The organism is Streptococcus parasanguinis, assembly GCF_032163505.1.
Taxonomy (GTDB): Bacteria; Bacillota; Bacilli; order Lactobacillales; family Streptococcaceae; genus Streptococcus; species Streptococcus parasanguinis_V.
The window spans coordinates 1,338,814-1,365,312 of the sequence record NZ_CP134147.1 but is presented as its reverse complement, the minus strand read 5'-3'; the positions used below and the strand labels follow the sequence as shown (position 1 = coordinate 1,365,312).

General features: G+C 42.1%; 28 protein-coding genes and 1 other annotated feature. Of the genes, 25 read left to right on the top strand and 3 right to left on the bottom strand.

Annotated elements, in window-relative coordinates:
- Window positions 1-54: 54 nt before the first annotated feature.
- A complete protein-coding gene (locus tag RIN70_RS06950) occupies window positions 55-1,065 on the bottom strand; it encodes a lactonase family protein (protein WP_313790482.1) in 1,011 nt (336 codons plus the stop codon).
- 168 nt (window positions 1,066-1,233) lie between these two features.
- On the opposite strand from RIN70_RS06950, the gene RIN70_RS06945 reads away from it, so the two are divergent.
- From RIN70_RS06945 to budA, 3 genes are all read left to right on the top strand, one after another.
- Complete coding sequence (locus tag RIN70_RS06945; RefSeq protein ID WP_214254800.1) at window positions 1,234-2,409, top strand: AI-2E family transporter; 1,176 nt, start codon at window positions 1,234-1,236, stop codon at window positions 2,407-2,409.
- Window positions 2,399-3,628, top strand: coding sequence for a tetratricopeptide repeat protein (locus RIN70_RS06940; RefSeq protein WP_313790481.1), 1,230 nt, complete (start codon window positions 2,399-2,401; stop codon window positions 3,626-3,628). Before RIN70_RS06945 ends, RIN70_RS06940 begins: the two co-directional genes overlap by 11 nt.
- A gap of 72 nt (window positions 3,629-3,700) precedes the next feature.
- Window positions 3,701-4,417, top strand: coding sequence for an acetolactate decarboxylase (gene budA / locus RIN70_RS06935; protein ID WP_118396727.1), 717 nt, complete (start codon window positions 3,701-3,703; stop codon window positions 4,415-4,417).
- A 192-nt stretch (window positions 4,418-4,609) separates the two neighbouring features.
- On the opposite strand, the gene RIN70_RS06930 is transcribed toward budA, so the two are convergent.
- Window positions 4,610-6,271: an Rqc2 family fibronectin-binding protein gene (locus RIN70_RS06930; protein ID WP_313790480.1), complete on the bottom strand. Its 1,662-nt coding sequence runs from the start codon at window positions 6,269-6,271 to the stop codon at window positions 4,610-4,612.
- A gap of 150 nt (window positions 6,272-6,421) precedes the next feature.
- Window positions 6,422-6,653: a binding site (T-box leader), on the top strand.
- Between the two features lie 132 nt (window positions 6,654-6,785).
- Between RIN70_RS06930 and trpX the strand changes: the two genes are divergently transcribed.
- From trpX to RIN70_RS06895, 7 genes are all read left to right on the top strand, one after another.
- Window positions 6,786-7,787, top strand: a complete 1,002-nt coding sequence (gene trpX / locus RIN70_RS06925) for a tryptophan ABC transporter substrate-binding protein (protein WP_155124747.1) — start codon at window positions 6,786-6,788, stop codon at window positions 7,785-7,787.
- Between the two features lie 122 nt (window positions 7,788-7,909).
- Entirely contained in the window at window positions 7,910-8,329 is a 420-nt protein-coding gene (locus tag RIN70_RS06920) for a chromosome partitioning protein ParB (RefSeq protein ID WP_155124748.1), read from the top strand.
- 313 nt (window positions 8,330-8,642) lie between these two features.
- Window positions 8,643-9,689: a phenylalanine--tRNA ligase subunit alpha gene (pheS, locus tag RIN70_RS06915; protein WP_023918619.1), complete on the top strand. Its 1,047-nt coding sequence runs from the start codon at window positions 8,643-8,645 to the stop codon at window positions 9,687-9,689.
- Window positions 9,690-9,691: 2 nt separating this feature from the next.
- Window positions 9,692-10,207 (top strand): GNAT family N-acetyltransferase, encoded by a 516-nt coding sequence (locus tag RIN70_RS06910; RefSeq protein ID WP_155124749.1) that lies wholly within the window; start codon window positions 9,692-9,694, stop codon window positions 10,205-10,207.
- A gap of 155 nt (window positions 10,208-10,362) precedes the next feature.
- A complete protein-coding gene (gene pheT, locus RIN70_RS06905; protein ID WP_313790479.1) occupies window positions 10,363-12,768 on the top strand; it encodes a phenylalanine--tRNA ligase subunit beta in 2,406 nt (801 codons plus the stop codon).
- 168 nt (window positions 12,769-12,936) lie between these two features.
- Complete coding sequence (locus RIN70_RS06900) at window positions 12,937-13,749, top strand: hypothetical protein (protein ID WP_201088052.1); 813 nt, start codon at window positions 12,937-12,939, stop codon at window positions 13,747-13,749.
- 2 nt (window positions 13,750-13,751) lie between these two features.
- On the top strand, window positions 13,752-14,726 hold the full coding sequence (locus RIN70_RS06895; RefSeq protein WP_201088051.1) for a hypothetical protein: 975 nt from the start codon (window positions 13,752-13,754) through the stop codon (window positions 14,724-14,726).
- A 77-nt stretch (window positions 14,727-14,803) separates the two neighbouring features.
- Here the strand turns inward: RIN70_RS06895 and RIN70_RS06890 are convergent, their stop codons facing one another.
- Entirely contained in the window at window positions 14,804-14,947 is a 144-nt protein-coding gene (locus RIN70_RS06890; protein WP_080980940.1) for a FeoB-associated Cys-rich membrane protein, read from the bottom strand.
- A gap of 403 nt (window positions 14,948-15,350) precedes the next feature.
- Between RIN70_RS06890 and RIN70_RS06885 the strand changes: the two genes are divergently transcribed.
- The 15 genes from RIN70_RS06885 (at window position 15,351) to RIN70_RS06815 (ending at window position 26,251) form a co-directional block, all read left to right on the top strand.
- Complete coding sequence (locus RIN70_RS06885; protein WP_049491061.1) at window positions 15,351-15,659, top strand: hypothetical protein; 309 nt, start codon at window positions 15,351-15,353, stop codon at window positions 15,657-15,659.
- A gap of 12 nt (window positions 15,660-15,671) precedes the next feature.
- Complete coding sequence (locus RIN70_RS06880) at window positions 15,672-15,881, top strand: helix-turn-helix transcriptional regulator (RefSeq protein WP_024056334.1); 210 nt, start codon at window positions 15,672-15,674, stop codon at window positions 15,879-15,881.
- 1 nt (window position 15,882) lies between these two features.
- A complete protein-coding gene (locus RIN70_RS06875) occupies window positions 15,883-16,680 on the top strand; it encodes a DUF3169 family protein (protein WP_155124751.1) in 798 nt (265 codons plus the stop codon).
- 11 nt (window positions 16,681-16,691) lie between these two features.
- Window positions 16,692-17,585, top strand: a complete 894-nt coding sequence (locus tag RIN70_RS06870) for an ABC transporter ATP-binding protein (protein WP_049472352.1) — start codon at window positions 16,692-16,694, stop codon at window positions 17,583-17,585.
- Window positions 17,582-18,796 (top strand): ABC transporter permease, encoded by a 1,215-nt coding sequence (locus RIN70_RS06865; protein WP_201088050.1) that lies wholly within the window; start codon window positions 17,582-17,584, stop codon window positions 18,794-18,796. Before RIN70_RS06870 ends, RIN70_RS06865 begins: the two co-directional genes overlap by 4 nt.
- Before the next feature lie 152 nt (window positions 18,797-18,948).
- A complete protein-coding gene (locus RIN70_RS06860; RefSeq protein ID WP_195529127.1) occupies window positions 18,949-19,557 on the top strand; it encodes a hypothetical protein in 609 nt (202 codons plus the stop codon).
- The gene (locus RIN70_RS06855) at window positions 19,554-20,183 is read left to right on the top strand and encodes a hypothetical protein (protein ID WP_070588841.1); all 630 of its coding nucleotides are present in this window, start codon (window positions 19,554-19,556) and stop codon (window positions 20,181-20,183) included. Before RIN70_RS06860 ends, RIN70_RS06855 begins: the two co-directional genes overlap by 4 nt.
- Window positions 20,180-20,809, top strand: a complete 630-nt coding sequence (locus RIN70_RS06850) for a hypothetical protein (protein WP_313790478.1) — start codon at window positions 20,180-20,182, stop codon at window positions 20,807-20,809. Before RIN70_RS06855 ends, RIN70_RS06850 begins: the two co-directional genes overlap by 4 nt.
- Entirely contained in the window at window positions 20,806-21,432 is a 627-nt protein-coding gene (locus RIN70_RS06845) for a hypothetical protein (protein WP_195529129.1), read from the top strand. The genes RIN70_RS06850 and RIN70_RS06845 overlap by 4 nt, the downstream gene beginning before the upstream one ends.
- Window positions 21,429-22,058 carry a hypothetical protein gene (locus RIN70_RS06840; RefSeq protein ID WP_195529130.1) on the top strand — a complete coding sequence of 210 codons (630 nt, stop codon included), beginning with the start codon at window positions 21,429-21,431 and terminating at the stop codon, window positions 22,056-22,058. Before RIN70_RS06845 ends, RIN70_RS06840 begins: the two co-directional genes overlap by 4 nt.
- Window positions 22,055-22,666, top strand: a complete 612-nt coding sequence (locus tag RIN70_RS06835) for a hypothetical protein (protein WP_195529131.1) — start codon at window positions 22,055-22,057, stop codon at window positions 22,664-22,666. The genes RIN70_RS06840 and RIN70_RS06835 overlap by 4 nt, the downstream gene beginning before the upstream one ends.
- 111 nt (window positions 22,667-22,777) lie before the next feature.
- Window positions 22,778-23,701, top strand: a complete 924-nt coding sequence (locus RIN70_RS06830) for an aldo/keto reductase (RefSeq protein WP_313790476.1) — start codon at window positions 22,778-22,780, stop codon at window positions 23,699-23,701.
- A gap of 148 nt (window positions 23,702-23,849) precedes the next feature.
- Window positions 23,850-24,425 carry a TetR/AcrR family transcriptional regulator gene (locus RIN70_RS06825; protein WP_155124755.1) on the top strand — a complete coding sequence of 192 codons (576 nt, stop codon included), beginning with the start codon at window positions 23,850-23,852 and terminating at the stop codon, window positions 24,423-24,425.
- On the top strand, window positions 24,422-25,102 hold the full coding sequence (locus tag RIN70_RS06820; RefSeq protein WP_155124756.1) for an ABC transporter ATP-binding protein: 681 nt from the start codon (window positions 24,422-24,424) through the stop codon (window positions 25,100-25,102). The genes RIN70_RS06825 and RIN70_RS06820 overlap by 4 nt, the downstream gene beginning before the upstream one ends.
- 3 nt (window positions 25,103-25,105) lie before the next feature.
- Window positions 25,106-26,251, top strand: coding sequence for an FtsX-like permease family protein (locus RIN70_RS06815; protein WP_223345953.1), 1,146 nt, complete (start codon window positions 25,106-25,108; stop codon window positions 26,249-26,251).
- Window positions 26,252-26,499 lie beyond the last annotated feature (248 nt).

Below are 26,499 nucleotides of genomic sequence, written 5' to 3'. Positions count from 1 at the left end.
GCCTTTTTCTCATCTATTTAATCATTTTTTAAAAGGTTTGACAACTGAAACGACTTAATGAAAAACGGTACAAACGGCTTCTGGAACGTAAAAGTCATGGGATAGTGAAGACAAACGTCCAGTAGCTGGATCACGTTTGAAGACAGTGGCATTTGGGGAATCTTGATGGGCTGCAATGAGGTAGTGTTGATCGGGACTGAGGGTGAAATCACGAGGATTTAGGCCACCTGTTGGGACGATCTCGATAAGTTTCAAGCTCCCGTCAGCAATCACTTCAAATACAGCAATAGAATTGTGTGCACGGTTAGAGGCATAAAGGAATTTTCCATCAGCTGATAACTTGATAGCAGAAGCCCATTTTTGCCCTTCATAATCTTCAGGGAGGGTTGAAACTGTTTGGAAGTGTTCGAATTCGCCCATGCCATCATAGAAGAGCACATCAATGGTCGCATTTAATTCATTGATCAGATAAGCAATCTTATGATGGGGATGAAAGACAAGGTGGCGAGGTCCTGCCCCTGGTGCCGTTTGGTAGTGATGGATGAGGGTTAGTTTTCCTTGATCGCTAACCTCATAAGTATGCAGGCTATCGGTACCCAGATCGCAGGTAATCAAGTACTGATCTGGTGTCAGATCAGCGAAGTGAACATGGGGACTGGCTTGGTTTTCGTGTGGTCCCTTGCCTTCGTGAGTGTCTTGGTCGATGAAGCTCAGCTGGCCGTCGTCTTCTATCTTGTAGACGAGCACTTGCCCTTTGTGATAGTTGGCTCCGTATACGAGTTGGCGCTTGTCATCGACAGAGACATAGCAGAGTGGAGCTCCCTCTTCAACAACGTGATTGAGCGGCTGAAAATCAGCTGTAAAACTTGCGATTCCTCCTTTTCCCTCTTCAGCTCCGACACTGTAGAGGTTGCCTTTTTCAGAAAAAGCGATATAGGTTGGATTGTGCTCATCTGCCACTAGTTCAAGTTGGCTCAATGTCCCTGTTTCAGGGTCAAATTGTGCCTTGTAAATTCCTTTGGATTCTTTTTTGGTATAGGTACCGAAATAAATGGTTTGAGACATAGGTCACCTCGTATGATTTGTTAGGTTTATTATATCAAAGGTCCTATTGGAAGGCAATTGCTAGTTGAAAAGGGGAGGGCCTTTCTTTCTTATTTTGCTAGTTTTTTCGTAACTTCAAGCTCAAAAAATGCTAAAATAGAAACAGATTGAAATGAAAAGGAGATCTCTGTGGATAATAAAGAAAAACAGTTTAGTTTATCCTGGTTTTTTAGATGGTTTTTAGACAACAAGGCCATTACCGTATTTTTAGTTACCTTGCTGTTGGGCTTGAACCTTTTGGTTTTGAGTAAAATCACCTTTATTTTTATTCCTATTTTTGAGTTTGCAGGAGCCGTCATGCTACCTGTCATTATTTCTGGTTTGCTCTATTACCTGCTTAACCCCATTGTTGACTTTCTTGAAAGAAAAGGACTCAAGCGGATTTTTGCGATTTCCTTAGTCTTTTTCTTGATTGCAGTGCTTTTAATCTGGGGTCTAGCTGTAGTGATTCCATCCGTCCAACGACAAGTGGTGAGTTTCTTTCATAACCTGCCAACTTATTTGGAAAAGGCCAATGCAACCATCGATGATTTTCTAGATAATCGCGTCTCCTCTGATATCAAACCCCAGTTAGATGAGATCACCAAGGAATTGTCTGCAAACATTACTTCTTGGGCCAGTTCGATCTCTGGGCGGGCTGTCAATTGGGTCAGCAACTTGATCGGAGTGGCTTCGCAAGTCATTGTTGCCTTGATCATCATGCCTTTTATTGTCTTTTATCTTCTTCGAGATGGAAAAAATTTAAAGGGCCACATTGTTCGCTTCTTACCGACTAAGATTCGTAAATCGGCGGAACAAGTTCTCTCAGATGTCAACACCCAACTCTCCAACTACGTTCGAGGACAAATTACGGTAGCCATTGTCGTCGCTATTATGTTCATCGTCTTCTTTAAGATCATTGGTTTGCGATATGCGGTGACACTGGGGATCTCTGCGGGGATCTTGAATTTGATCCCTTACTTGGGTAGTTTCTTAGCCATGTTACCTGCTTTGGTATTGGGCTTGGTAGCAGGACCAGAGATGTTTATCAAGGTCTTGATTGTATTTGCAGTGGAGCAAACCATTGAAGGACGTTTTGTATCACCTTTGGTTTTGGGAAGCCAGTTAAATATCCATCCGATTACCATTTTGTTTGTGCTCTTGACGTCAGGATCTATGTTTGGAATTTGGGGAGTTTTCCTTGGAATTCCAGTCTATGCATCTGCTAAGGTGGTGATTGGAGCTATCTTTGAATGGTATAAGGTCGTCAGTGGTTTGTATGAAGAACATAATGAAGTAGAAGAGGAAACACACAGTGAGTCATAGTCAACAAATGGTAGAGGCTCTTGATCGGCAAGAGCTAGAAGAGGCAGAAGTTCAATTTCAACAGGCTTTGTTAGAAGATAGTGAAGCACAATTATTGGATTTAGGTCAATATCTTGAAAGTATCGGTTTTTACCCTCAGGCAAAAGAAATCTATGAACAGATTGCAGAAACCTATCCAGAAGTGTATCTAAGTTTGGCAACCATCCTTGCAGAGGAAGGTCAAATGGAAGAGGCCTTTGCTTATTTAGAAGAAATTGGCCCTGAATCAAACTGGTATGTGGCCAGTCTCTTGGTTAAGGCTGATCTCTATCAGATGGAAGGCCTAGCAGATGTGGCGCGTGAAAAATTAGTTGAAGCTGCTCATTTGTCTGATGATCCCATCATTCAATTAGGGCTAGCTGAAATTGATCTGGAATTGGAACGCTACCAAGAGGCTATCCAAGAGTATGCCCAGTTAGACAATCGGGAGATTTTGGAAGCAACAGGAATTTCCACCTATCAACGGATTGGTTTTGCCTATGCCAATCTTGGTAAGTTTGAAGCAGCTGTTCCTTTCTTAGAGAAGGCTCTGGAGATTGAGTTTGATGACCAGATTGCTTACGAATTAGCGACCTTATTGTCTGACCAAGAAGAATTCCAAAAAGCCCTGATCTACTACAAACAAATTGATACCTTGTCGCCTGATTTTGAGGGCTATGAGTATGGTTATGCTTTAGCTTTACAGTCTGAAAATGACCGTGAAAAAGCACTTGAGATTGCTAAACAAGGGATCCAGAAGAATCCATTTGATGCCCAATTGAAGCTCTTTGCTTCTCAGCTTTCTTATGAACTCCACCAGCCTGAGCAAGCAGAAGCTTATCTATTAGAGGCTAAAGAAGTGGCAGATGATCTAGAAGAGATTGCTCTTCGCCTGACCACCCTTTATTTAGAACAGGAACGCTTTGACCAAGTCTTGGCTTGGCAAAATGAAGAAGTCGAAACAGTTGTCACTCGGTGGAACATTGCCCGTGCCTTGGCTGCTTTGGAGAAAACAGAAGAGGCCGTCTCAGCCTACCAAGAGCTTTATGAGGATTTAAAAGACAACCCAGAATTCCTCGAAGCCTATGTTTATTTGTTGCGTGAGGCTGGAGATGTGTCGAAGGCGCGTGAAGTGGCTAATCAGTATTTGGCGATCGTACCAGACGATGTGCAGATGCAAACCCTCTATGATAGCCTCTAATCAAAACCATATCGTGAAGATTCGGAATAGTTTGTGGTATACTGGTAGAAGATAGAATGAGGAGAGAAAAACATGGAACCAGTGAAACTTTTTCAATACAATACCTTAGGTGCCCTAATGGCGGGTCTGTACGGGGGTTCATTTACGATTGGAGAACTCTTGGAACACGGAGATCTAGGAGTTGGGACGCTTGATTCTATTGATGGAGAGTTGATCGTATTAGATGGTAAGGCATATCAGGCCAAGGGATCTGGCGACCATCCTGAAATTGTTGAAGTTTCTCCGGATGCCAAGGTTCCTTATGCAGCAGTCGTTCCTCACCAAGCAGAAGTGATTTTCCGCCAACGTTTTGAAATGACAGACGAGGAATTGGAAGCTCGTATTGAGTCTTATTATGATGGGGAAAATCTTTTCCGCTCCATTAAGATTCATGGTGACTTTGCCAAGATGCATGTCCGTATGATTCCAAAATCAACACCAGAGATGAAGTTTGCAGAGGTTGCAACCCATCAGCCAGAGTATACACGGGAAAATGTCACTGGAACCATCGTCGGTTTTTGGACACCCGAAATTTTCCATGGCGTGAGTGTGGCTGGTTATCATTTGCACTTTATCTCAGATGACCACACCTTTGGTGGGCATGTCATGGATTTTGTCATCACAGAAGGGATTGTTGAGGTGGGGGCCATCGATCAGCTGGATCAACGTTTCCCAGTTCAAGACCGTCAGTACCTCTTTGCCAAATTCAATGTTGATGAGGTCAAAGAAGACATCCATAAAGCAGAATAAAAAGAGGCTGGGACAAAAGTCCTAGCCTCTCAATTATTTTTGGATTGTCGAGCAAGACGCAGTGGTTGAGTGGGCTCTACTACGCTGATTTCATCAGCTTTTACAGCCCTACTCAACTGTGCGGAGGTGGGACGACGAAATCGAATTCTAACGAATTACCGATTTCTGTCCCACTCTCTTTTATTTTTGAAATCAGTCCGTTAGTTTCATGGCTTTGATTTTTTCTTCTTCTGGGGTGACCCGCAGAGTCTTTTGGCCAGTGTAGGTGACAAAGCCGGGTTTTCCACCAGTTGGTTTATTAAGTTTCTTGGCTTCGATCATATCTACTTGGACCAGGTTTGAGAGACGGGCCTTGGAATAGTAGGCAGCCAACTCTGCAGCATCGGTTTTCACTTCATCTGTTGGATCGAGATTTCCGGTAATGACCACGTGGCTACCTGGGATATCCTTGGCATGGAACCAGAGCTCGTCTTTCTTAGCGATCTTAAAGGTTAGTTCATCGTTTTGCAGATTGTTGCGTCCAACTAAAATAATAGTTTTTCCATCGCTGGCCAGGTATTTCTCAGGTTTTTTCCGTTTATGAATTTTTTCGCGGTTGCGCCGTTTGATAAAGCCGGTCTGGATTAGCTCTTCTCGAATCTCTGCCACCTCAGCCAGACTCGCTTGAGAAAGGGCTGTTTCAACCGTTTCAAGATAAGAAATGGTTTCCTTGGTTTCTTGAATGAGGATGGTCAAATGTTTGACGGCTTCTTTTAACTTCTGGTAGCGTTTGAAGTAGCGTTGGGCATTTTGATTGGGAGTCAGGGCCTTGTTGAGTTGGATGGTGATCGGTTCATTGGTATAGTAATTATCTAAAACAACCTGGTCTTGGTCGTTTGGTACCTGATGGAGGAAGGTTGTCAGCAATTCTCCTTTTTGGCGGAATTCTTCCGCATTGTCGGTCGCCGCTAACTCAGCTTCTTGTTTGGCTAATTTTTTTCGGTTCTTTTCAAGATCGTTTTCGACCTTGCGGATCAATTCACTGGCCTGTTGTTGCACCCGATCGCGCTCAGCCTTGTCTCGGTAATAGTCATCCAGCAGATCGGAAAGTGTTTCAAAGGTTTGATTGGTCGCATCTGCAAAGGGGATAGCCGAGAAGGATTTGGTCGTTAGGCGAGGCTCAGTTGGAGCTTGGAAAAAGGCACGGAAGGTTTTTAATTTTTCATCCGTCTTAAGTCGCTTGGCTAATTCTTGAGCCGTATCTCGCCCCAAACCTTGGAAACATTTTTGAAGGTTTTTTGGGCTTAACTCTTCCTTGTGAAGAAGGGCAAAAAGGGATTCATCTCCAATTGTAAAAGGATTGACCGCGTCGGTTTTCGGAGGAGCTACATAGGTCGACCCAGGGAGAATGGTCCGGTAGCTATTTTGTGAGAAGCCGACATGTTTAATGGCTTCGATAATTTTATTGCTGGTGCGGTCCAGGAGAATAATATTACTGTGCTTGCCCATGATTTCAATCATGAGGCTGACAGAAATGGCATCTCCAATTTCGTTTTTATTGGAGACACGGATTTCGAGAATCCGGTCGTTTTCCATTTGCTCAATCCCTTCGATGACAGCGCCTTGAAGATATTTGCGCATAACCATAATAAAGGTATTGGGAAAGGCAGGATTTTCAAAGTTGGTCTGGGTCCGTTGAATCCGTCCAAAGACAGAATGGGCTGAGAGCAAGAGTTTTTGATTTTTCCGATTGCCTCGGATTTGGAGCACCAATTCTTGCTCGAAGGGTTGGTTAATTTTTTGAATGCGACCGCTCAAGAGTTCGGCCTTCAATTCTTGCACCATATGGTGTAAAAAAAATCCATCAAAAGACATGGGATTCCTCATCATTCTAGCGTTTATTCTAGTAAATTATATCAAAATTAGAGAGGAAATCCCAGAAAGAAGCTAGGGGCTGTTCAATAGAAAATGCGAACGTTTTCAAAAAAATGCAGAAAAAGTATTGACATTTTTGAAAGAAAACTTTAAAATGTAAGAAATTAGAAAAGTAGTAAATGAAAGTTTCAAGAGAGCCTACGGTTGCTGAGAGTGGGTAGCGGCAGTTTATGAAATTGGACTAATGATGAGATGAATTTGAAACAATAAAAATTCGGTTGGCACACCTTATCGTGCAACTTGTTGCTAGACAAGACAGAGATATGGGGGAGACTATCTTTTTCCCATAAGTGAGGTGGCACCGCGATGACACGTCCTCACATAGCTTTTGCTATGTGTGGGCGTGTTTTTTGTTTTAGATGAGAAGGGAGAAAAGATATGAAGAAACGATGGCGTCGCAGTCTTTAGATGATGGAAAAAAAGAAGAAAATGAAAAAATAGAAGAGGTAGTAAAATGAAAAATAAACGGTTAATGGGAATAATTGGTTTGATTGCAGCTGCAGTCATTGGGACAGCGATCTATTCAGCTACAGCAGGCAAAGACAACAAGGCAGCAAGTAGCAATGAAAAGGCTAAGGTGGGTGTTTTGCAGTTGGTCAGCCACCCTTCGCTTGATTTGATCTACAAAGGGATTCAAGATGGTTTAGCTGAAGAAGGTTATGACAAAGACAAAGTGGACATTGATTTCCTCAATGCAGAAGGCGACCAAAACAAAGTTGCAACCATGAGTAAACAATTGGTAGACAAGGATAACCAAGTCTTGATTGGAATTGCAACTCCATCTGCTCAAGGTTTGGCTAGTGCAACCAAAGACAAACCAATCGTTATGGGAGCTGTCACTGATCCGGTCGGCGCAAACTTGGTCAAAGATTTGAAAAAACCAGGTGGCAATATCACTGGGGTATCTGACCACAATCCAACTGAGCAACAGTTGAAATTAATCAAAGAGTTGACTCCGAACGTGAAAACCATTGGGATCCTGTACTCAACCAGTGAAGATAATTCCAAATCTCAAGTAGAGGAATTTACAAAATTAGCTGAAAAAGCAGGTTACAAGGTGGTTCCTTATTCTGTACCTTCTACAAATGAAATTGCTTCTACCGTGTCTGTAATGTCAGGCAAAGTCGATGCCATCTGGGTTCCAATCGACAATACCATCGCTTCAGCCTTCTCAACAGTTGTCGAAGCAAACAAAACAGCTAAAAAACCAATCTTCCCAAGTGCGACAGCTATGGTAGAAGCTGGTGGTCTTGGTTCAGTCGTTGTCGACCAACACGATCTTGGAGTAGCAACTGGTAAAATGGCTGCGAAGATCTTAAAAGGCCAAAAACCAGCGGATACACCTGTTGAAATCTTTAGCCAAGGAAAATCTGTCATCAATAAAAAAGTCGCAGATGAATTGGACATTACCATTCCAGAATCTGTCTTGAAAGATGCTGGACAAGTCATTAAATAAAAAGAAAACGAATCACAAGAATGGCAGGGGAATTTGGCTTTGGCAGGTCTTAAAATCGTGACCTTTAACAATATCTACAGTGCTCACAACCAACTATGTTACTCATGGTAGAGGAGAAAGATATGGAAGTTAAGATAACAGATCTTCATCCGACCCAACTATATTTATCAGAAAAGAAGTTACAAGCTATCCAGATGCTGGATCAGTCGGCAGACATCATCAATGTGGATCCAATTAGTGTTCTTGCATTTGGAAATCGCTTCTTGATTACAGACGGGCATCACAGGGCTTATCAGGCTTTATTGGCAGATCGGGATACGATTTCTGCTGAGTTTGATAGAGATGGTGGCGATGACTTGTATGCTCTCTATGCGCAAGCTTGCGAGGAAAGAAAGATAGACTCTGTCTTGGATTTAAAAAATCGTATCTTACCTCAAGATGAGTATGAAGCAAAATGGTATAACTGGTGTGATGGTTTTAACCAAGCAGCAACTCTTCTATTGAAAAGGAAAGCAGATGAAGCAGACCAGGCAAATAGATAATGCATTGCGTCCTGTTCCTTCTTCTATTGAAATTAGTCTCATCTAACTTGTTTTTTAACTAAAAATCTGATAAACTAGATAGTAATTGAATAGAAATCTGCAAGACTAGTACCTCAAGGGAAGTGCGACAGGGAGAAGAGCCGTGACTGAAAGCTCTTTGCATGAAAGCTGGGTGAATTCACTTGCGCAAGGATTTAGAAATTAAGGTCTGGTTTACAGATAAAAAACGGATGGTACCGCGTGTCAACGCTCCGATTAGGAGAAGGCACGCGGTTTTTTTCTATGTCTGTAGATGGACCATGATGGAGGAAATATGTCAACGATTGAAGAACAACTAAAAGCGCTTCGAGAAGAAACGCTGGCAGCTTTGAAGCAGATTTCTGCTGAAAATGAAAAAGAATTGCAAGAACTACGGGTCTCTGTCCTTGGGAAAAAAGGATCTCTGACTGAGATCCTCAAAGGGATGAAAGATGTCTCTGCTGAGATGCGTCCGGTTATCGGGAAACACGTCAATGAAGCCCGCGATGTCTTGACGGCTGCCTTTGAAGAAACAACCAAACTCTTGGAAGAAAAGAAAGTCCAAGCGAAACTAGCTAGCGAAAGTATCGATGTGACGCTTCCTGGTCGTCCGGTTGCTAGTGGTTACCGTCATATCTTGACCCAAACCAGTGAAGAAATCGAAGATATCTTTATCGGGATGGGCTACCAAGTCGTGGATGGCTTCGAAGTGGAGCAAGACTACTACAACTTTGAACGTATGAATCTGCCTAAAGATCACCCAGCGCGGGATATGCAGGATACCTTCTATATCACAGAAGAAATCTTGCTTCGGACCCATACCTCACCAGTACAGGCGCGGGCGATGGATGCGCATGACTTTAGCAAGGGACCATTGAAGATGATCTCTCCAGGGCGTGTTTTCCGTCGGGATACAGATGATGCGACCCACAGCCACCAATTCCATCAGATCGAAGGCTTGGTCGTTGGGAAGAACATCTCAATGGCAGACCTTCAAGGAACGCTTCAATTGATCGTGCAAAAGATGTTTGGTGCAGAACGTCAAATCCGTCTGCGTCCTTCTTACTTCCCATTTACCGAGCCATCGGTTGAGGTGGACGTTTCTTGCTTCAAATGTGGTGGAGCTGGATGTAACGTATGTAAGAAAACAGGTTGGATTGAAATCATGGGAGCCGGTATGGTTCACCCACGCGTCCTTGAGATGAGTGGTATTGACCCAACAGTCTATTCAGGATTTGCCTTTGGACTTGGTCAAGAGCGTGTGGCTATGCTTCGTTACGGAATCAATGATATCCGTGGCTTCTATCAAGGAGATGTTCGCTTCTCAGAACAGTTTAAATAATCATGTTAGTTAGAGTAAAAATCGACCAGGCACAGACCCTGCGTGACCTAGAGGTGGAAACCTATCGGGATACCTTTGGTCCCTATATTGTTGAGAAAGATTTGGAAGATTACTTCTCTACAGTGCTCTCTTTGGAGCAAATTGAGAAAGATCTGCTAGATCCAGAATCCGAAACCTATTTTGTCCTCAATGAAGAACAAGAAATCTGTGGTTTTTTCAAGATCAACTGGGGCCAAGCACAGACCGAGCCAGTAGAGATGGACAAGTCCTTTGAGATCCAACGGATCTATGTCAAAAAGGAATGGTATGGGGCTGGTTTTGGCAAGGAAATGTTTACCTTTGCGCTGGATCAAGCCAAGAGCCGTGGCTTTGAGTGGGCTTGGCTAGGTGTCTGGGAACGCAATTTTAAGGCACAAGATTTTTACTATCGCTTTGGATTTGAACGATTTAGTGAACACCAGTATATCACCGGAGATACCGTGGATACAGACTGGTTGTTGAGAAAGAAATTGATCTAGAAGGAACAAGAAACTTCTATTCTAGAGAAGGGGAGGCTATGACCTACCTAAGCCAGCCTCGAGCTGGAAAACACAAAATGAAAGGATCAAAACGAGGGTGGATGGAGATCTAGGAAAACTATCTAGCTTTCAGCATTGCCCTTGGTATCTTACATATGTTAGTTAGTTATAAATGGTTAAAAGAATTGGTGGACATTGATGTGCCATCACAAGAGTTGGCTGAAAAAATGTCAACCACAGGGATCGAAGTAGAAGGTGTGGAATCGCCTGCTGCTGGTCTCTCAAAAATTGTTGTCGGAGAAGTCTTGTCTTGTGAAGATGTGCCAGAGACACACCTTCATGTCTGCCAAGTCAATGTGGGTGAAGAAGAAGCTCGTCAAATCGTCTGTGGAGCACCAAATGTGTGTGCAGGCATCAAGGTCATGGTAGCTCTTCCAGGTGCTCGTATCGCGGACAACTATAAGATTAAAAAAGGGAAAATCCGTGGCTTGGAATCCCTTGGGATGATCTGTTCTTTGGGTGAGTTGGGCATTTCTGACTCTGTTGTACCGAAAGAATTCGCAGATGGCATCCAAATCTTGCCAGAAGATGCTGTTCCAGGAGAAGAAGTCTTCTCTTACCTCGACTTGGATGATGAAATTATCGAGCTTTCTATCACTCCAAACCGTGCAGATGCTCTTTCTATGCGTGGGGTAGCGCACGAAGTAGCAGCCATCTATGACAAGGCAGTCAATTTCAAAGACTTTACGTTGACTGAAACAGACCAAGCTGCAGCCGATGCTCTTTCTGTCAGCATTGACACAGACAAGGCACCTTATTATGCGGCTCGTATCTTGGACAATGTAACCATCGCCCCAAGTCCACAATGGTTGCAAAACCTCCTCATGAACGAAGGCATCCGTCCCATCAATAATGTGGTTGACGTGACCAACTATATTCTGCTTTACTTTGGTCAGCCTATGCATGCCTTTGATTTGGATACCTTTGAAGGAAACGACATCTGTGTGCGTGAAGCGCGTGCAGGTGAGAAATTAGTGACCTTGGACGGGGAAGAGCGTGAGTTGGAAACAAGTGACCTCGTGATTACGGTTGCTGACAAACCAGTAGCCCTTGCAGGTGTCATGGGGGGAGAGGCTACAGAAATCTCTGAGAAATCTACTCGTGTCGTCCTTGAAGCAGCTGTCTTCAATGGCAAATCGATCCGTAAGACAAGCGGTCGCCTCAACCTTCGTTCTGAATCATCTTCTCGCTTTGAAAAAGGTATCAACGTGGCAACCGTTAATGAAGCCCTTGATGCGGCAGCAAGCATGATTACTGAATTGGCTGGTGCAACCGTGCGTAAGGGCATCGTTTCAGCAGGCCAGTTGGATACTTCAGATGTGGAAGTTTCTTCCACTCTTGCAGACGTGAACCGTGTCCTTGGAACAGAGCTTTCCTACGCGGATGTCGAAGATGTCTTCCGTCGTCTTGGTTTTGGCCTTTCTGGAAATGCAGAAAGCTTCACAGTCAGCGTTCCTCGTCGCCGTTGGGACATCACTATCGAAGCGGACCTCTTTGAAGAAATTGCTCGAATTTATGGTTATGACAAATTACCAGCAACCCTTCCAAAAGATGATGGGACAGCAGGTGAGTTGACAGCGACTCAAAAATTGCGTCGTCAAGTTCGGACCATTGCTGAAGGTGCTGGTTTGACAGAAATCATCACTTATGCACTGACAACTCCTGAAAAAGCAGTGGAGTTCACAACTGCACCAAGCAACTTAACAGAGCTCATGTGGCCAATGACTGTGGACCGTTCGGTTCTCCGTCAAAATATGGTTTCAGGAATCTTGGATACAGTAGCCTACAACGTGGCTCGTAAGAATAAAAACTTGGCTCTTTATGAGATTGGAAAAGTCTTCGAGCAAACGGGTAATCCAAAAGAAGACTTGCCAAATGAAATCAACAGCTTTGCTTTTGCTTTGACAGGTTTAGTTGCTGAAAAAGACTTCCAAACTGCAGCTGTTCCAGTTGACTTCTTCTATGCAAAAGGAATCCTTGAAGCCCTCTTTGCTCGCTTGGGTCTTGATGTGACTTATACAGCAACACAAGAAATCAAGAGTCTCCACCCAGGTCGGACAGCCTTGATCTCACTGGGTGACCAAGTGATTGGGGTCTTGGGACAAGTCCATCCTGTAACAGCTAAAGCTTATGATATCCCAGAAACCTATGTGGCAGAATTGAACTTATCTGCTATTGAAGCAGCTCTTCAACCAGCCGCAGCCTTTGTGGAAATCACTAAATTCCCAGCTGTGAGCCGTGATATCGCCCTTCTCCTCAAAGCAGAAGTGACTCACCAAGAGGTGGTCGATGCCATCCAAGCAGCTGGCGTGAAACGTTTGACAGATATCAAACTCTTTGACGTCTTCTCAGGCGAAAAACTAGGACTTGGTATGAAGTCAATGGCTTATAGCTTGACCTTCCAAAATCCAGAAGATAGCTTGACAGATGAAGAAGTTGCACGCTACATGGAAAAAATCCAAGCTTCTCTCGAAGAAAAAGTAGACGCAGAAGTACGTTAAGATGTAGTTCAAGACAGTTGAGACATGTTCTCAGCTGTTTTTGTTTTGTATTTTAAAAATTACAATCTTCTTACAAGTTTGTGAAAAGATTTACAAATGTTATAGGATGGTTTATAATAGAAGAATAAACATTTAGTAGATTTACTGAAAAAAGGAAGGAGAATGGGGATGCTAAATATGAGAAAACCTATCCTATCACTTGTTGGTTTGTTAGCAGTGGCTAGCCTAATCGGATGTCAGGAGGCAAGTCGAAAGAAAGAAGATTCAAAGGAACTAAGTCAAGAACAAATCATTGACAAGGGGCTGGAAGCTTTTGAACACTTGAAAAATGGCAAAATCCATATGGAAGATGAAGTAGTAAAGGTTGTAAATGAGCCGGAAGAGGGAGAGGAGAAAAATGCCACTGTTAAGACAAGCTTTGATGGTTCATTTGAATTGAGGCCGGATTATGTCCGTGGAATTTATACTTCAGCAGAGGGTACACAAGAAATATATTGGCAATCTTCGGTTCCCTTTTATAAAAAAGCAGGTGATTCAATATGGAGGACTGGATATAGTATTCGTGAATATGATGCAGGTATAGGAATCTTCCAAGATGCAATTCGATACTATCAAAAGAATAAAAAGAAAATGACGGTTACGGAAAAAAAGGATGCTTATGTACTTTATTATCAAACAGATGATGTAAAAAATATGATTAGTATCAGTAGACCAATTTTCCTAGGAGGAACTACAGCTTTTTATGGGTTTGCCGACACAAAGGTAAAAGGATATTTCAAGGTTGCTCTTTCAGTTTCTAAGGATAGTTTTAAACCCTTATCAATCACATATACCTCTCATGGCGAAACTGCAAAGAAAACCATGGATTTAACGAGTAAGATCACCTATTCTAACCAAAACACTGGTGTGAGGGTAGAAGAACCTGAAGATTTTGAACAAAATACTGAACATTTCGATTTAAACAATGAAAAAGGATCATAATCATGCAAAATAAAAGAAAAAAATTTCTGATGATATGTGCGATAGCTCTTTGCTTGCCCCTTGTTGCCTGTCAACAGAAAACAACTTCAAGTCTAAAGGAAGAGCAAGCAAGAGCTGTAGCAAGTAAGCATCCACAACAGGGGCCGTCAAAAACAAATGAGGGAGAAGCAAGCTCTGTAGTAGACCAATATATCCAGAGTTTGCGAGAAGCAAAGAGTACAGAATATTCTAGTGGATTCTATAGAAAGTATATTGCGGGTTCTATTTCTAAGCCAGCAGACCAATCCCGCAATGAAATTGTGTATCGTGAAGGTAAAATTCAATTTGATACTCTGACATTGCGTGAAATATACGCTACAGGAAAGAATGACGAGGAGGATCCTGAAAAAGTCAAAGAAAATGAACTTAGAATTGGAAAACCATTTGTAGTTCCAAGTGAATATGTCGTTTATTCACCTGGGAGAGGGACGGTATACTTGGGAGAGTATTCACAGGATCTTTTTCAAAAGGGACCTTGGAAATGGAAATGGAAAAAAGCAACTGATTACAAAGAACCTGAGATTGGTAGAAGTGATGTTTATCTGAAACTCTACGAGGCTTATAAGGATAAATTTAGTATGACTGAAGATAATGGTTATCTATATCTAAAATATAAAGGTGATGCTAAAAAGAATATTCCTTTATTCAATGAGTTAATCCAGACGATGATTGAAAGTAAGTTGTACTCAAATGAAAATAATGATATTCAATCAATCAAACTAGAAATCGAGCTTGTCGCTAAGAAGGAAAAGTCAGAAACTAAAGTTGAAGTGACTCCAAGCGAAGCAAGAATTGTTATTTATACGAAAATAAAGGATTCTAAAAAAGACCAAAGTATTACTAATGAGGACCATTTTGAGTTTGGATACCGTGATTTTAATAAGGTACAGGAAATAAAGCCACCTCATCAATTGGATATGAATGCGATTCAAGAGTAATGAGTAAATAAAAACCATTGGTTCAATTGACCAATGGTTTTTTGCTTTTCTGATTTCTGGTACACACCCATTCTTTACTAATGCCGATGCGATTGATGCATCTCGTCTTTGATGGGACAGGAACACTCGCAGTCTCCGCAGGATCCTTTTCCCTTGAGATAATGGCGAAATCCTAGAAAGGCGAGCCCAAATAAAATGATGGCAATGATAATGGTTGACATGAAAACCTCCTAGATATGAGTGGTGGATAAGTTTTTTAAGCTGATGAGTTGATCATTACTTTGCTGTGGCTTGTGGAAGATGCAGGGAACAAGGATGATGAAAATGATCTGAGCTAGCCCAGTCCTACTAGTTTAGACTTCATCGAGATTAAACACGTGTAAGATTATCTTGTAGTAACCAAAGTTATATTTCTTACTATTGAAATCTTTTCAGATTCATAGCAGGGAGAAAAGGATCGTCAAAAGGTGCGCAAATGCGGGCCTTTTATTTCTTACCTCAAAATATCTATGTCAACCATCCTGCTATTTTTGACAAATATTTTTATTTTTTTGACAAAAATACTTGTCAAAAAGAAAAAGAAGTGTTACAATGTTTTTAGTTGAAAGAAGGAGAGGTTTTCTTATGGGAGCCATATGGATTCTATTTATCCCTTTTCTGGTTATCATTTATGCAAGCTCAGAAAAGAAGATAAAAAGGTTGAACAAACGCATTAGACGATTAGAAAAACAAGTGAAAGGAAATCAAGACATGTCTAGACTTCTAGAAGAATTGAAAGGCCAAACGGTCACTGTTACTGTAGATGGTTTTGGAGCCGAGTATGAAATTTTGGATATTGATGAAGATTGGGTCAAACTGACTCGTGTGAATAATAAACAACAAAGAGAAACCAAATTAGTTCGCATCGAAGATATTCAAGATGTTCAGCTATAGGAGGCGAAAGCCATGATTTTAAAAAATCGATTGAAAGAGCTGAGGGCGCGTGATGGACTCAACCAATCCGAGCTAGCCAAGCTAGCAGGGGTCTCGCGCCAGTCCATCAGTCTCTTGGAACGTGGTGAGTATACACCTTCTGTCATTATCGCCATGACCATTGCCCAGATCTTCAATGAACCAGTGGAGAATGTCTTTAGTCTAGTAGAGGGAGAAGAATAATATGAAAAAGCAACAACAAGAACGATCCGCTCGTTACCGGTTTTGGAGAAATGTCGGAATCATTACAGTTTCCGGCTTGATTGGAGGAGTCATTGGTTTTTTGACAGGCATGTTCGGATCCGAAAAACCCCTTGAAATCCAATCCTTCTTTAGTAAAGAAGGACTCCTTTGGGATTCAATACTTTTGTTTCTTATCGTGTTTATGGTCACGATAGCCTTACTAATAAGCGCGAGAAAAGTCCATCAAAAAATGCTCCAGATAGAAGACGAAGAGGAAGCCTATCACTATGACATCCAGAAGGAAAAACTGTTTGGGTTAGCGACCATTTTTAAAGGAGTCATGATCTTGCCATACTTTTTAGTCATCATCTTTTATAGTCAATGGGTGTATATGGATAGACCTTCCACAGGGCACTTGGCTTTTATCTTTGGAGACTTTACCATGCTCTATCTCTTTCTTGTCTTGATTGCCCTATTTTTCCTATCGGATATCTTCTTTCGCAAGACCTTCCATCTGATTTATGGAAAACCGATTCCCCGCAATGCCAATGCCAAGGAAGTGCGTGAATTTATGATGAGTATGATGGATGAAGCAGAAAAGCAGATTAGCTACGAGGAAAACTATGAAATTATCATTAAGTTAAGCAATTATATCTTGCCGATTTCCTTAATTGCGATATTCTTAGTTGGCATTGCTTTCCATACAGATATCTTGTTAGCATTAGTAGTGGTATCACTGATTTATGTCTATATCTTGGTCTCTCAGTACAAGATTACCAAACGTTATTATAAAGAGTAGAGGAGTCATCCATGTTAGAAATTAGAAATTTAGAAAAAAGCTTTGGGAATAAGCAGGTTCTCTTCGGAGTAGATCTGACAGCTCAACAAGGGCATATCCTTGGCTTAGTTGGGAAAAATGGGGCCGGGAAAACAACTATTTTCCACAGTATCTTGCGCTTTTTGGACTACAGTGGCGAGATTCGCCTAGGTGGCAAAGCGATCACCCAAGAAACCTACAAGGAAATTGGCTATTTGCCAGAAGAACGTAGTCTTATGCCAAAACTCACGATTTTTGAGCAGGTCCGCTATTTGGCTGCCTTAAAAGGAATGAGCACTGCTGAGGTCAAGGAAAAATTACCGACCTGGATGGAAAAACTCCAAGTAAAAGGAAAATTGACCGATAAAATCAAGAGTCTCTCAAAAGGGAACCAACAGAAGGTGCAACTGATCATCACCTTGATCCATGAGCCTAAATTGATCATATTAGATGAACCCTTTAGTGGCTTGGATCCGGTCAATACAGAAGTGCTCAAGCAGGTCATCTTTGAAGAAAAAGAGCGTGGGGCAACCATTATCTTTTCTGACCACGTCATGACCAATGTTGAAGAGTTGTGTGATGATATTCTAATGATCCGTGATGGTTCGGTTGTCCTTTCAGGGCCTGTCCAAGAGGTCCGGAATAGCTATGGCAAGACTCGCCTCTTTGTCTCAAACGACTTTAGCAAAGAAGAGCTAGAAGCCCTGCCACACGTGACCAAGGTCAGCATGACCAAGCAAGGGACGTGGAAGTTGATCTTGGATGATGCATCAGCTGGTCCAGAATTATTTGACCGCTTGACCAATGGCCACTACCTAGCAACCTTTGACCACCAAGCCCCAACTATTGATGAGATCTTTAAACTTGAATCAGGAGTAGAAGTATGAAACAGATGTTTGTCGTAATGAAAGAAACCTATATCAGACAAGTGAAATCATGGAGTTTCCTCTTCATGGTCTTCGGTCCCTTCCTCTTTTTAGGATTGAGCATTGGAATCGGTTATCTGACAGGTTCTTCTACAGATGCCAAAAACCAAGTGGCCTTGGTGACAGAAGTTCCAGCTGTCAAAGAAAGTCTCAAAGGAACTGATGGCTTGACCTTGGACTACAAGGATGAAGCTGCAGCTAAAAAAGCCATCAAGGATGAGAAAGCAGCTGCTTACCTAACGGTCGATGAAAAAGATGGCCAGCTAGAAGCCACTTATGTGGGCGACCAAGCCATGAAAACAGATTTGAAAACCCTTGTCGCTGCGAAATTAAGCCAAGTCCAACAGGGGATCAATATGGCCCGTGCTAATCTAAGCAAAGAGCAACTGACAGCCTTGTCTCAACAGGTTTCTCTGAAAGAAAAAATTGACGAGAAAAAAGAAGGCTTGAAAATGGTGCAAACCATGGTTGCAGGTGGTTTGGGAATGTTGCTTTATATGATTTTGATCTTCTACTCTAGTATCACAGCCCAAGAAGTGGCCAGTGAAAAGGGAACCAAGATCATGGAAGTGGTTTTCTCTAGTATCAAAGCAACCGACTATTTCTTCGCACGCATGCTCGGACTCTTCGGAGTGATCTTTACCCATATTTTTGTCTATGTGATTGGTTTAGTAGCGGTTTGGATCTTTAGAGCAGATATCCCTGTTGTCAAGGATTTTCTCGCTCCAAACTCTCCAATTACCCAACACCTAGCAGAAGCAATCTCGCTCAATACCGTCTTCTTCATTATCCTTGGGATCTTTATGTATGTGGTGCTCTCTGCCTTCTTAGGTTCCACAGTTGCACGACCAGAAGATTCAGGAAAAGCGATTTCGCCACTGATGATGTTAGTTATCTTTAGCTTCCTTGGGGTAACCACCTTGGGAAGTGCCGGTGACGTCTTCTTATTGAAGATCGGTTCCTACATTCCTTTCTTCTCAACCTTCTTTATGCCTTTCCGTACCATCAATGGCTATGCGACTGGTCTTGAATCTTGGGGTTCTTTAGGAATTGCGGTTCTCTTTACCATCGTGGGAACAGTTCTCATTGCCCGTATCTATGCGAGCCTGATCCTTCAGACCGATGACCTCGGACCATGGAAGACCATCAAACGTGCTCTTAGCTATCGCTAATTAGATAAGCCCTCAGTTACAGCTGGGGGCTTTTAGCATGCATTGAAATTTATCAGTGGGCTATTTAAAACGATATTCCTACAGGCTAACATGTATTTTTTATTAAATTATGATATGATGGAGGGGAATAAAGAGAATAGAGAAAAGGACGAATGAGACTCTATATCAAAGGCGATTATACAAAAAGAGTACCTTATGGCTATTTGGAACTAGCTGGTAAAATGTGGTTTCCAGAAGATGAGCAAATTTCTTACTCAAATGCTGGGGACAATGATGCATTGCAAGACGATTTTTCCTTAAATTTATCCCTGAGGAAAGGCACTGCCGATAAGAGATGGTCTAATATCCCCCTAAAGGAAGGAGTACGAAGACTCTTTTCACATCTTGACGAATGTATTGACCTAGAGTTTGAAGATGCATTCGCTACAGACTTCAATGAAAAAGGGAACTATCTCCGCATTTTAACCAAGCATCTGGAAGTTTTAACAGTTGATAAACGAGCCATGTACATTATGGCGCTTGAGATTGCAAAGGTGATTGATGGGCAAATTAGCGAGGATAATAAGAAGACATGGCTAACAGTCGAGGAGTTTAGGAAAAAGCGCGAGGTTATTCTATCTCTAACTTTTGAAGAAGCAAATGAACTAAGTTTGACTGAAATTCAAACGATGGATGTGGTAGACGACCCTCTTTGGGAGGAAGAAGCCAATCGTCGAAAAGAATATATACTAGCACATGGAGGCGATATTTCAGATTTATGAGACTATACATCAAAAGTGATTTTAAGAAAAAAATAACCTTTACGACAAGAGAACTTGTTTGGAAGATGTGGTTTAAAGAACGAAATGGCAAGAAAATAAGTTACTCCAACGTTGGTGATGATGAGATGCTGCAAGATGATTTTTATTTCGGAGCAGAGTTGCGCAAATGGGCTTCAGTTGACGAAAGATGGGATAAGGCTCCTTTTATAATTCCGAGCAATCCTTGGTTGTCCTTGCAATATGAAGATATTGAACTTGAATTTGAACATGCTTTTATTTCCGATGACCGCGAAAAGGGGGAGTTTCTTCGAATTGCCTCAACTCATGTAGATATTTTGACGGTTGACAAACGTGCTTTATACATTATGGCAACTGAAGTAGCATCTGCCATTGATGGTCAAATTAGCGAAGACGGCAAGCAAAGTTGGCTAAGTGTAGAAGAATTTAAGGAATATCACAAGGATGTTCTTTCACTGACTTATGATGAAGCTGTTGAAGTCAGTTTGGAAGAATTAAAGACAATGGTACCGGTAAGAGATCCTCTATGGGAAGAGGAGGAGCGGCTTCGAGAAGAATACATCAAAATCCATGGCGAACGTGTTTATGACGACGAGGAAGACGAATGAGACTCTATATCAAAAGTGATTTTAAGAAAAAAATAACCTTTACGACAAGAGAGTTGCTCTGGAAAATGTGGTTTAAGGAATGGCAGGGTCATCCTATTACATACTCAAACGTTGGTGATAATGAGATGTTGCAAGACGATTTTTACTTTGTAGTAAGCTTTGATAAATGGCGTTTTTGTGACTCAAGATGGGATAGTATCCCCTCTTATGATTTAAACAATCCGTGGAATTCCTATAAATATGAAAATATATCCCTTGAATTTGAAAAAACTTTCATTACAGAGTGGAGAGAACGTGGGGATTATTTACGTATCGCAACTTCTCATACAGATGTTTTAACAGTTGATAAACGTGCGATGTATATTATGGCAGTCGAGGTTGCTGGTGCAATTGATGGAAAAATTAGTTCGGACGGCAAACAGACTTGGATAGATGTAGAGACTTTTAAGGAGTTGCACAAGGATATATTATCCCTAACCTACGATCAAGCAACTGAAATCAGTGTGGAGGAACTGAAAAGTTTGAAACCTGTAGAAGATCCTTTGTGGGATGAAGAAGAACGACTTCGTGAGGAATACATCAAAATCCATGGTGAACGTGTTTATGACGACGAGGAAGAAGATTGAGAATTTATATCAAAGGTGATTATAATAGAAAAGTGCCTTTTGGATACAGAGAACTTGCATGGAAAATGTGGTTCAAGGAACGGAAAGGTCAAAAAATAAGTTTCTCACATGTCGGAGATGATGAGATGCTACAAGATGACTTCTATCTATCTTTACGGTTAGATAAGTGGGGAGCAAGTGGCTCTCGTTGGAAAGAGGTCAAGGTTAAAGGTGGCAGTGCAATTAATTCCCAAATATATGAAAATATTGATTTGGATTATGCAGGAAGTTATGAAAGTGACGGTAGAGAAAAGGGAAAATATCTAAGAATCGCTTCGAATTATCTAGATGTATTAACAGTTGATAAACGAGCTTTGTATATAATGGCACTCGAAATTGCGACTGCGATTGATGGGAAAATTAGTGAAGATGATAAGAAAACATGGCTAACAGTCGAGGAATTCAAGGAAAAGCACCAAGATATCTTATCTCTAACTTTTGATGAAGCGAATGAAATGAGTCTGGAGGAAATTCAGACGATTGATGCTATTGATGATCCCATCTGGGAAGAATTAGATCGAAAACGTGAGGAATACATCAAAATCCATGGCGAACGTGTTTATGACGATGAGGAAGAAGATTGAGAATTTATATTAAAGGTGACTATACAAAAGAAATCCCGTTTGATTACTTAAAACTAGCAAAGAGAATGTGGTTTGGGGAAAAAGATGGAATAGAACCTGACTTGTCGTATGCAGGGTATCTAGATTTACCAATCGAGAAACTTTCTATCCACTTAAAATTAAATAAGTGGATGCATGATAATAGATGGAGTAATGTTCAGATTAAGGAAGGGATAAAATATGATTTTTTATCCCATAAATATGAAGATATAGAGCTAGACTACGAAGATGCTATGATGTCGGACTTTCGTGAGAAAGGTGAATGTTTAAGAATCGCTACTAAGCACCTTGAACTCCTAACCGTTGATAAACGTGCTTTCTATATTATGGCGATAGAAATTGCGACTGCCATTGAGGGTCAAATCAGCGAAGATGACAAAGAGAGCTGGTTAAGTGTGGAGCAATTTAAAAACCGGCATGAAGCTATTCTTTCGATGAGTTATGAACAGGCTAATAAGCTGAGTCTGGAGGAAATTCCATTTATGGATGATGTGAGAGACCCGGTTTGGGCAGAAGATGACCGCAGAAATGAAGAATACATCCGAATCCATGGAGAAGTGGAGTTGGATGACGAGGACGACGAGTGAAACTGTATCTTAAAGGTAACTACGAAACTAACATCTATCAAGCCTGTATGGAATATCCTTGGAAAATGTGGTTCAAGGAACGTAAGGGAGTGCAGGTTGAGTTTTCTTATGCACGTGATGATGACTTCTATTTTAGTGTTAGTTTGGATAAATTTTCTTCAAATGATGAGCGTTGGGGTATGGCTGATTTTAGAGTAGGCAACGATCCTTGGGCGACTTTTAAGCGTGAAAATATAAATTTAAATTTTGAAGATTCCTATGAAAGCGATGGACGAGAAAAAGGAGACTATCTACGAATCATCACGACTCATAAGGATATTCTAACTGTTGATAAGCGAGCTCTCTATATCCTGGCGATTGAAGTGGCAACTGCAATTGACGGTCACATCAGCGAAGATGACAAGGAAACATGGCTGAGTATTGAAGAATTTAAAACAAAACATGCAGATTTGTTGCATTTGACCTACAATGAAGCGGTTGACATTAGCTTGAAAGAGATAGAAGTAATGAAAGCTGTTGATGAGCCACTCTGGGAAGAATTGGATCGAAAGCGTGAAGAGTATATCCGAATTCATGGAGAAGTGGAGTTGGATGACGAGGAAGAATAAGAAATTCCACTTCAACCAGTAAGCTCTCAGTTACAGCTGAGGGCTTTTTGATTTCACATTGACTTTTGCAAGCCTTTTCACTACAATAGAACTACAGAAAAGGAGGCGGACATGAACTATATTGAGTTTGCTGAAAATGAGCGTCTGTCCACGATTGTCCTTGGGATGATGCGGATCAGTCAGATGAGTGAAGACGAGGTGGAGGCCTTGGTGGAGGCAGCCTTATCGATTGGGATCAACACTTTTGATCTGGCAGATATCTATGGCGATGGCCAGTGTGAGGTCCTGCTGGGCGAGGTTCTCAAGCGCCGTCCGGATCTTCGGGACCAGATGTGGATCCAGTCCAAGTGTGGGATTCGCAAAAACGGCTTTACCTATTTTGATTTTTCTAAGGACTATATTTTGGACTCAGTTGATGGCATCCTCGAGCGTATGCAGATTGAACGCTTGGATAACCTCCTCCTTCACCGACCGGATGCCCTCGTGGAGCCGGAAGAAGTGGCGGAAGCTTTTGATCACTTGGAGCAAGCGGGCAAGGTCCGTCATTTTGGGGTATCCAATCAAAACCCCATGATGATGGAATTGCTTAAGACAGCTGTCAAACAACCTCTCAAGGTCAACCAGTTGCAGTTGAGTGCCGCCTTTACACCGAGCTTTGAGGCTGGTTTTCATGTCAATATGGAAGGGCCTAAAGCAGCCGTGCGAGATGGCAGTGTCTTTGAGTATTGCCGCTTAACTGATACGGTGATTCAGGCCTGGTCTGTCCTCCAGCATGGCTATTTCAAGGGGAATTTTGTCGGCAAAGAAGAGTTTGCGGCCCTCAATCATGTCCTTAATGACTTGGCGAAAAAATACCAAGTCACACCGACAGCTATCGCTCTCGCTTGGGTCCTTCGCTACCCAGGTAAGATGCAGGCCGTCATTGGAACAACCAAACCCCTGCATGTCCTTGAAGCAGGGAAAGCAGCAACAGTCACCCTAACGCGCAAGGAATGGTACCAAATCTACTTGGCTGCAGGGAATGATTTGCCTTAGAATCTTGTTAGTAAACCAGATTCCACTCCTATCAGTGGGCTGGTTTTTTGTTTGGTAGTTTTCAGATTTTTCTTGACAAGTCTTTCTTTTTTATGGTATTCTTTATGCAACAAGTGTTGCGCAACGAATGTTGCGTGAAAGGAGTCTTATGCCACCCAAGGTTAAATTTAGTAAAGAGGCTATCATTGGGGCAGCTTTACAATTGGTGAGAGAAGAGGGAATGGCTAGTTTAACTGCTCGAGCATTAGCGGAGAAACTGGGAGCCACACCGAGAGTCATTTTTGGGCAATTTGCCAATATGGCTAAGTTACAGGCAGAGGTTATTGGTGCTGCGGAGATGGTGGTGGTGGAGTATATTCGCAAGGCCTTAGAAGATGAAAAGCCTTTCCGATCTGTCGGGGTTGCTTATATCCTCTTCGCCTCAAAAGAACCCCAACTCTTTCAATTGCTTTTCCAAAATCCTAGCAAAGAGCCGATTCGTCGCTTTCAAGATTTTCTTCCCATGAAGGATCATAGTTACCAATTGATTCTGGATTCGATTGTCGCAGACTATCCTTTGACTGTAGAGGAGGCTAGTCGCTTGTACCAGCATCTATTTATCTACTCGCACGGGATGGCTTCAATGGTTGCTTCTGGCATTTATCAGTTCGGCATGGAAGAAGTGATTGGATTACTGACAGAGGTTTGTCAATCTCTCATCAAAGAAATGGTAGGAAAGAAATGATTCAACTAAAAAATGTGCACAAAAGCTACGGCCAAACCAAGGTTTTAAAGGGGATTGACTTGCAGATTCAAGACCAGGATGATGTGGTTATCCTCGGTCCTTCTGGATCAGGGAAATCAACTCTCTTAAATGTGCTGTCAGGATTAGAAAAGGTAGACGAGGGGCATATCCTCATTCAAGGACAAGATTTATCGCAACTCACGGATGCTCAATTGACGGCCTTTAGACGGGAGAAGATTGCCTTTATTTTCCAGCAGTATTATCTATTGCCTAATCTAACGGTCAGACAAAATGTAAAAATGGGTGCTGACCTGGCAAACAATCATGATTTTTTGCAGATCATCGAGGATTTGGGGCTTGGCGATAAGCTGGACAAGTATCCGAGTGAATTGTCGGGTGGGGAACAGCAGAGAGTCTCCATTGCTCGGGCCTTGGCCAAAAAGCCAGAGATTCTCTTCTTGGATGAGCCGACGGGTGCCCTCGATGAAGAAACAGGGCGCAAGATTCTCGACTATATCTGGGAACTGAAGGAAAAGCTGGGCTTTACCCTCATCATGGTGACGCACAACCAAAATATTGCGGATATGGCCAGAACCATCATTCGTGTCAATAGTGGCAAGATTACCCAAGTTGTGACCAATGATCAACCTCAGACTGCTTATGAGATTGGATGGTAAGCCATGTTTTCAGTAAAAGATATTCGAAAATTAGTTGTCGTCAGTATCATTGGGGCCTGTGCGGTCTTTGTGGCCAATCTCTTCTTGAATTTTTACCTGGATATCGAGCAGTTGGAGATTTCTAAAACCAATCCCATGATTCAGACCTACTATGATGCCCAGGTATCGCTTTCTTGGATGGTGGCCATGGTCAGTGGGGTCGTCTTGTCCTTGACGTCGATCCTTCTCATGTGTTTTTATATCAAACAATTTGTCGATGACCACAAGGAACAATTAGGGATATTAAAGGCTTTGGGATACAGCAATGGCCAGTTGGCTAAACGATTTTGGGCCTTTGGACTTAGTTTTGGAGCTGGAGCGCTTCTTGGCTATTTCGCTTCTTTTCTTATGATGGGTCATTTTTATGACTTTCGAAATGAGAAGGGGATTCTGCCAGAAATCACCATTCATTTTCACTGGCAGCTCTTGCTTGCTTTGGTAATGCTACCAACGACCTTCTTTATGGTTCTCGCGATTGGTTATGCTAGAAGACAACTCCAAACCCCGGCTCTTCGATTATTGAAAAAGTCCCCAAGTCCTATCAAGGTCAAAAGGAGAAAGAGGGTTCCTAAGAAAGAGAATGGCTTCTTAAAAGAGCTGTCCTCATCACTGATTTGGGGGAGAAAATCGATCTTGTTTTTTGTGGTCTTTGGCTCCATGTGTTTTGCGGCCATGGTTCAATTGTCCTTTGGCCTCAGGGATTACACAGATGATATCATCCAAACCATGATGATCATGATTGGCTTAATCCTCTCTTTCTCGATTCTCTTTTTGTCATTGGGGATTGTGGTCTCAGAAAGCCGCGAAACCTTGGCTCTTATGAAGGCTTTTGGCTACACCGATCGTGAATGCCAAAGTCATATTCTCGCTCCCTATCGTTTCTGGGCTTATCTAGGATTTGTTCTTGGGACGGTTTACCAATACGGTATCATGGAGATTTTGATCGGTGTGATCAAAGATACGGTTCCTGAAAAGATTGAGCATCACTTTGATGGGAATGTGTGCTTTTGGACCTTGCTTGGTTTTGCGGTGGTTTATGAAAGCCTCTTTTATCTATCCAACAGAAAACTCCAAAAACAAACCATCAAAGAAGTGCTCTTAGCAGAATAAATAGAAAAGAGAGTGGGACAGAAATCGGTCATTCGTTAGAATTCGATTTCGTCGTCCCACCTCCGCACAGTTGAGTAGGGCTGTAAAAGCTGATAAAATCAGCGTAGTATAGCCCACTCAGCCACTGCGTCTTGCTCGACAATCCAAAAACAATTGAGAGGCTAGGACTTTTGTCCCAGCCTCTTTTGTACTGGATAAACAGAAAAACGGATGCTGTCTAAAAATCTTGCATTTTTTTGCAATTTAGG

Bases quoted from the DNA above. Each gene is read 5' to 3' on its own strand.
- RIN70_RS06950 (WP_313790482.1), bottom strand. From the start codon at position 1,065: ATGTCTCAAACCATTTATTTCGGTACCTATACCAAAAAAGAATCCAAA.
- budA (WP_118396727.1), top strand. From the start codon at position 3,701: ATGGAACCAGTGAAACTTTTTCAATACAATACCTTAGGTGCCCTAATG.
- RIN70_RS06930 (WP_313790480.1), bottom strand. From the start codon at position 6,271: ATGTCTTTTGATGGATTTTTTTTACACCATATGGTGCAAGAATTGAAG.
- trpX (WP_155124747.1), top strand. From the start codon at position 6,786: ATGAAAAATAAACGGTTAATGGGAATAATTGGTTTGATTGCAGCTGCA.
- RIN70_RS06920 (WP_155124748.1), top strand. From the start codon at position 7,910: ATGGAAGTTAAGATAACAGATCTTCATCCGACCCAACTATATTTATCA.
- pheS (WP_023918619.1), top strand. From the start codon at position 8,643: ATGTCAACGATTGAAGAACAACTAAAAGCGCTTCGAGAAGAAACGCTG.
- RIN70_RS06910 (WP_155124749.1), top strand. From the start codon at position 9,692: ATGTTAGTTAGAGTAAAAATCGACCAGGCACAGACCCTGCGTGACCTA.
- pheT (WP_313790479.1), top strand. From the start codon at position 10,363: ATGTTAGTTAGTTATAAATGGTTAAAAGAATTGGTGGACATTGATGTG.
- RIN70_RS06900 (WP_201088052.1), top strand. From the start codon at position 12,937: ATGCTAAATATGAGAAAACCTATCCTATCACTTGTTGGTTTGTTAGCA.
- RIN70_RS06895 (WP_201088051.1), top strand. From the start codon at position 13,752: ATGCAAAATAAAAGAAAAAAATTTCTGATGATATGTGCGATAGCTCTT.
- RIN70_RS06890 (WP_080980940.1), bottom strand. From the start codon at position 14,947: ATGTCAACCATTATCATTGCCATCATTTTATTTGGGCTCGCCTTTCTA.
- RIN70_RS06885 (WP_049491061.1), top strand. From the start codon at position 15,351: ATGGGAGCCATATGGATTCTATTTATCCCTTTTCTGGTTATCATTTAT.
- RIN70_RS06880 (WP_024056334.1), top strand. From the start codon at position 15,672: ATGATTTTAAAAAATCGATTGAAAGAGCTGAGGGCGCGTGATGGACTC.
- RIN70_RS06875 (WP_155124751.1), top strand. From the start codon at position 15,883: ATGAAAAAGCAACAACAAGAACGATCCGCTCGTTACCGGTTTTGGAGA.
- RIN70_RS06870 (WP_049472352.1), top strand. From the start codon at position 16,692: ATGTTAGAAATTAGAAATTTAGAAAAAAGCTTTGGGAATAAGCAGGTT.
- RIN70_RS06865 (WP_201088050.1), top strand. From the start codon at position 17,582: ATGAAACAGATGTTTGTCGTAATGAAAGAAACCTATATCAGACAAGTG.
- RIN70_RS06860 (WP_195529127.1), top strand. From the start codon at position 18,949: ATGAGACTCTATATCAAAGGCGATTATACAAAAAGAGTACCTTATGGC.
- RIN70_RS06855 (WP_070588841.1), top strand. From the start codon at position 19,554: ATGAGACTATACATCAAAAGTGATTTTAAGAAAAAAATAACCTTTACG.
- RIN70_RS06850 (WP_313790478.1), top strand. From the start codon at position 20,180: ATGAGACTCTATATCAAAAGTGATTTTAAGAAAAAAATAACCTTTACG.
- RIN70_RS06830 (WP_313790476.1), top strand. From the start codon at position 22,778: ATGAACTATATTGAGTTTGCTGAAAATGAGCGTCTGTCCACGATTGTC.
- RIN70_RS06825 (WP_155124755.1), top strand. From the start codon at position 23,850: ATGCCACCCAAGGTTAAATTTAGTAAAGAGGCTATCATTGGGGCAGCT.
- RIN70_RS06820 (WP_155124756.1), top strand. From the start codon at position 24,422: ATGATTCAACTAAAAAATGTGCACAAAAGCTACGGCCAAACCAAGGTT.
- RIN70_RS06815 (WP_223345953.1), top strand. From the start codon at position 25,106: ATGTTTTCAGTAAAAGATATTCGAAAATTAGTTGTCGTCAGTATCATT.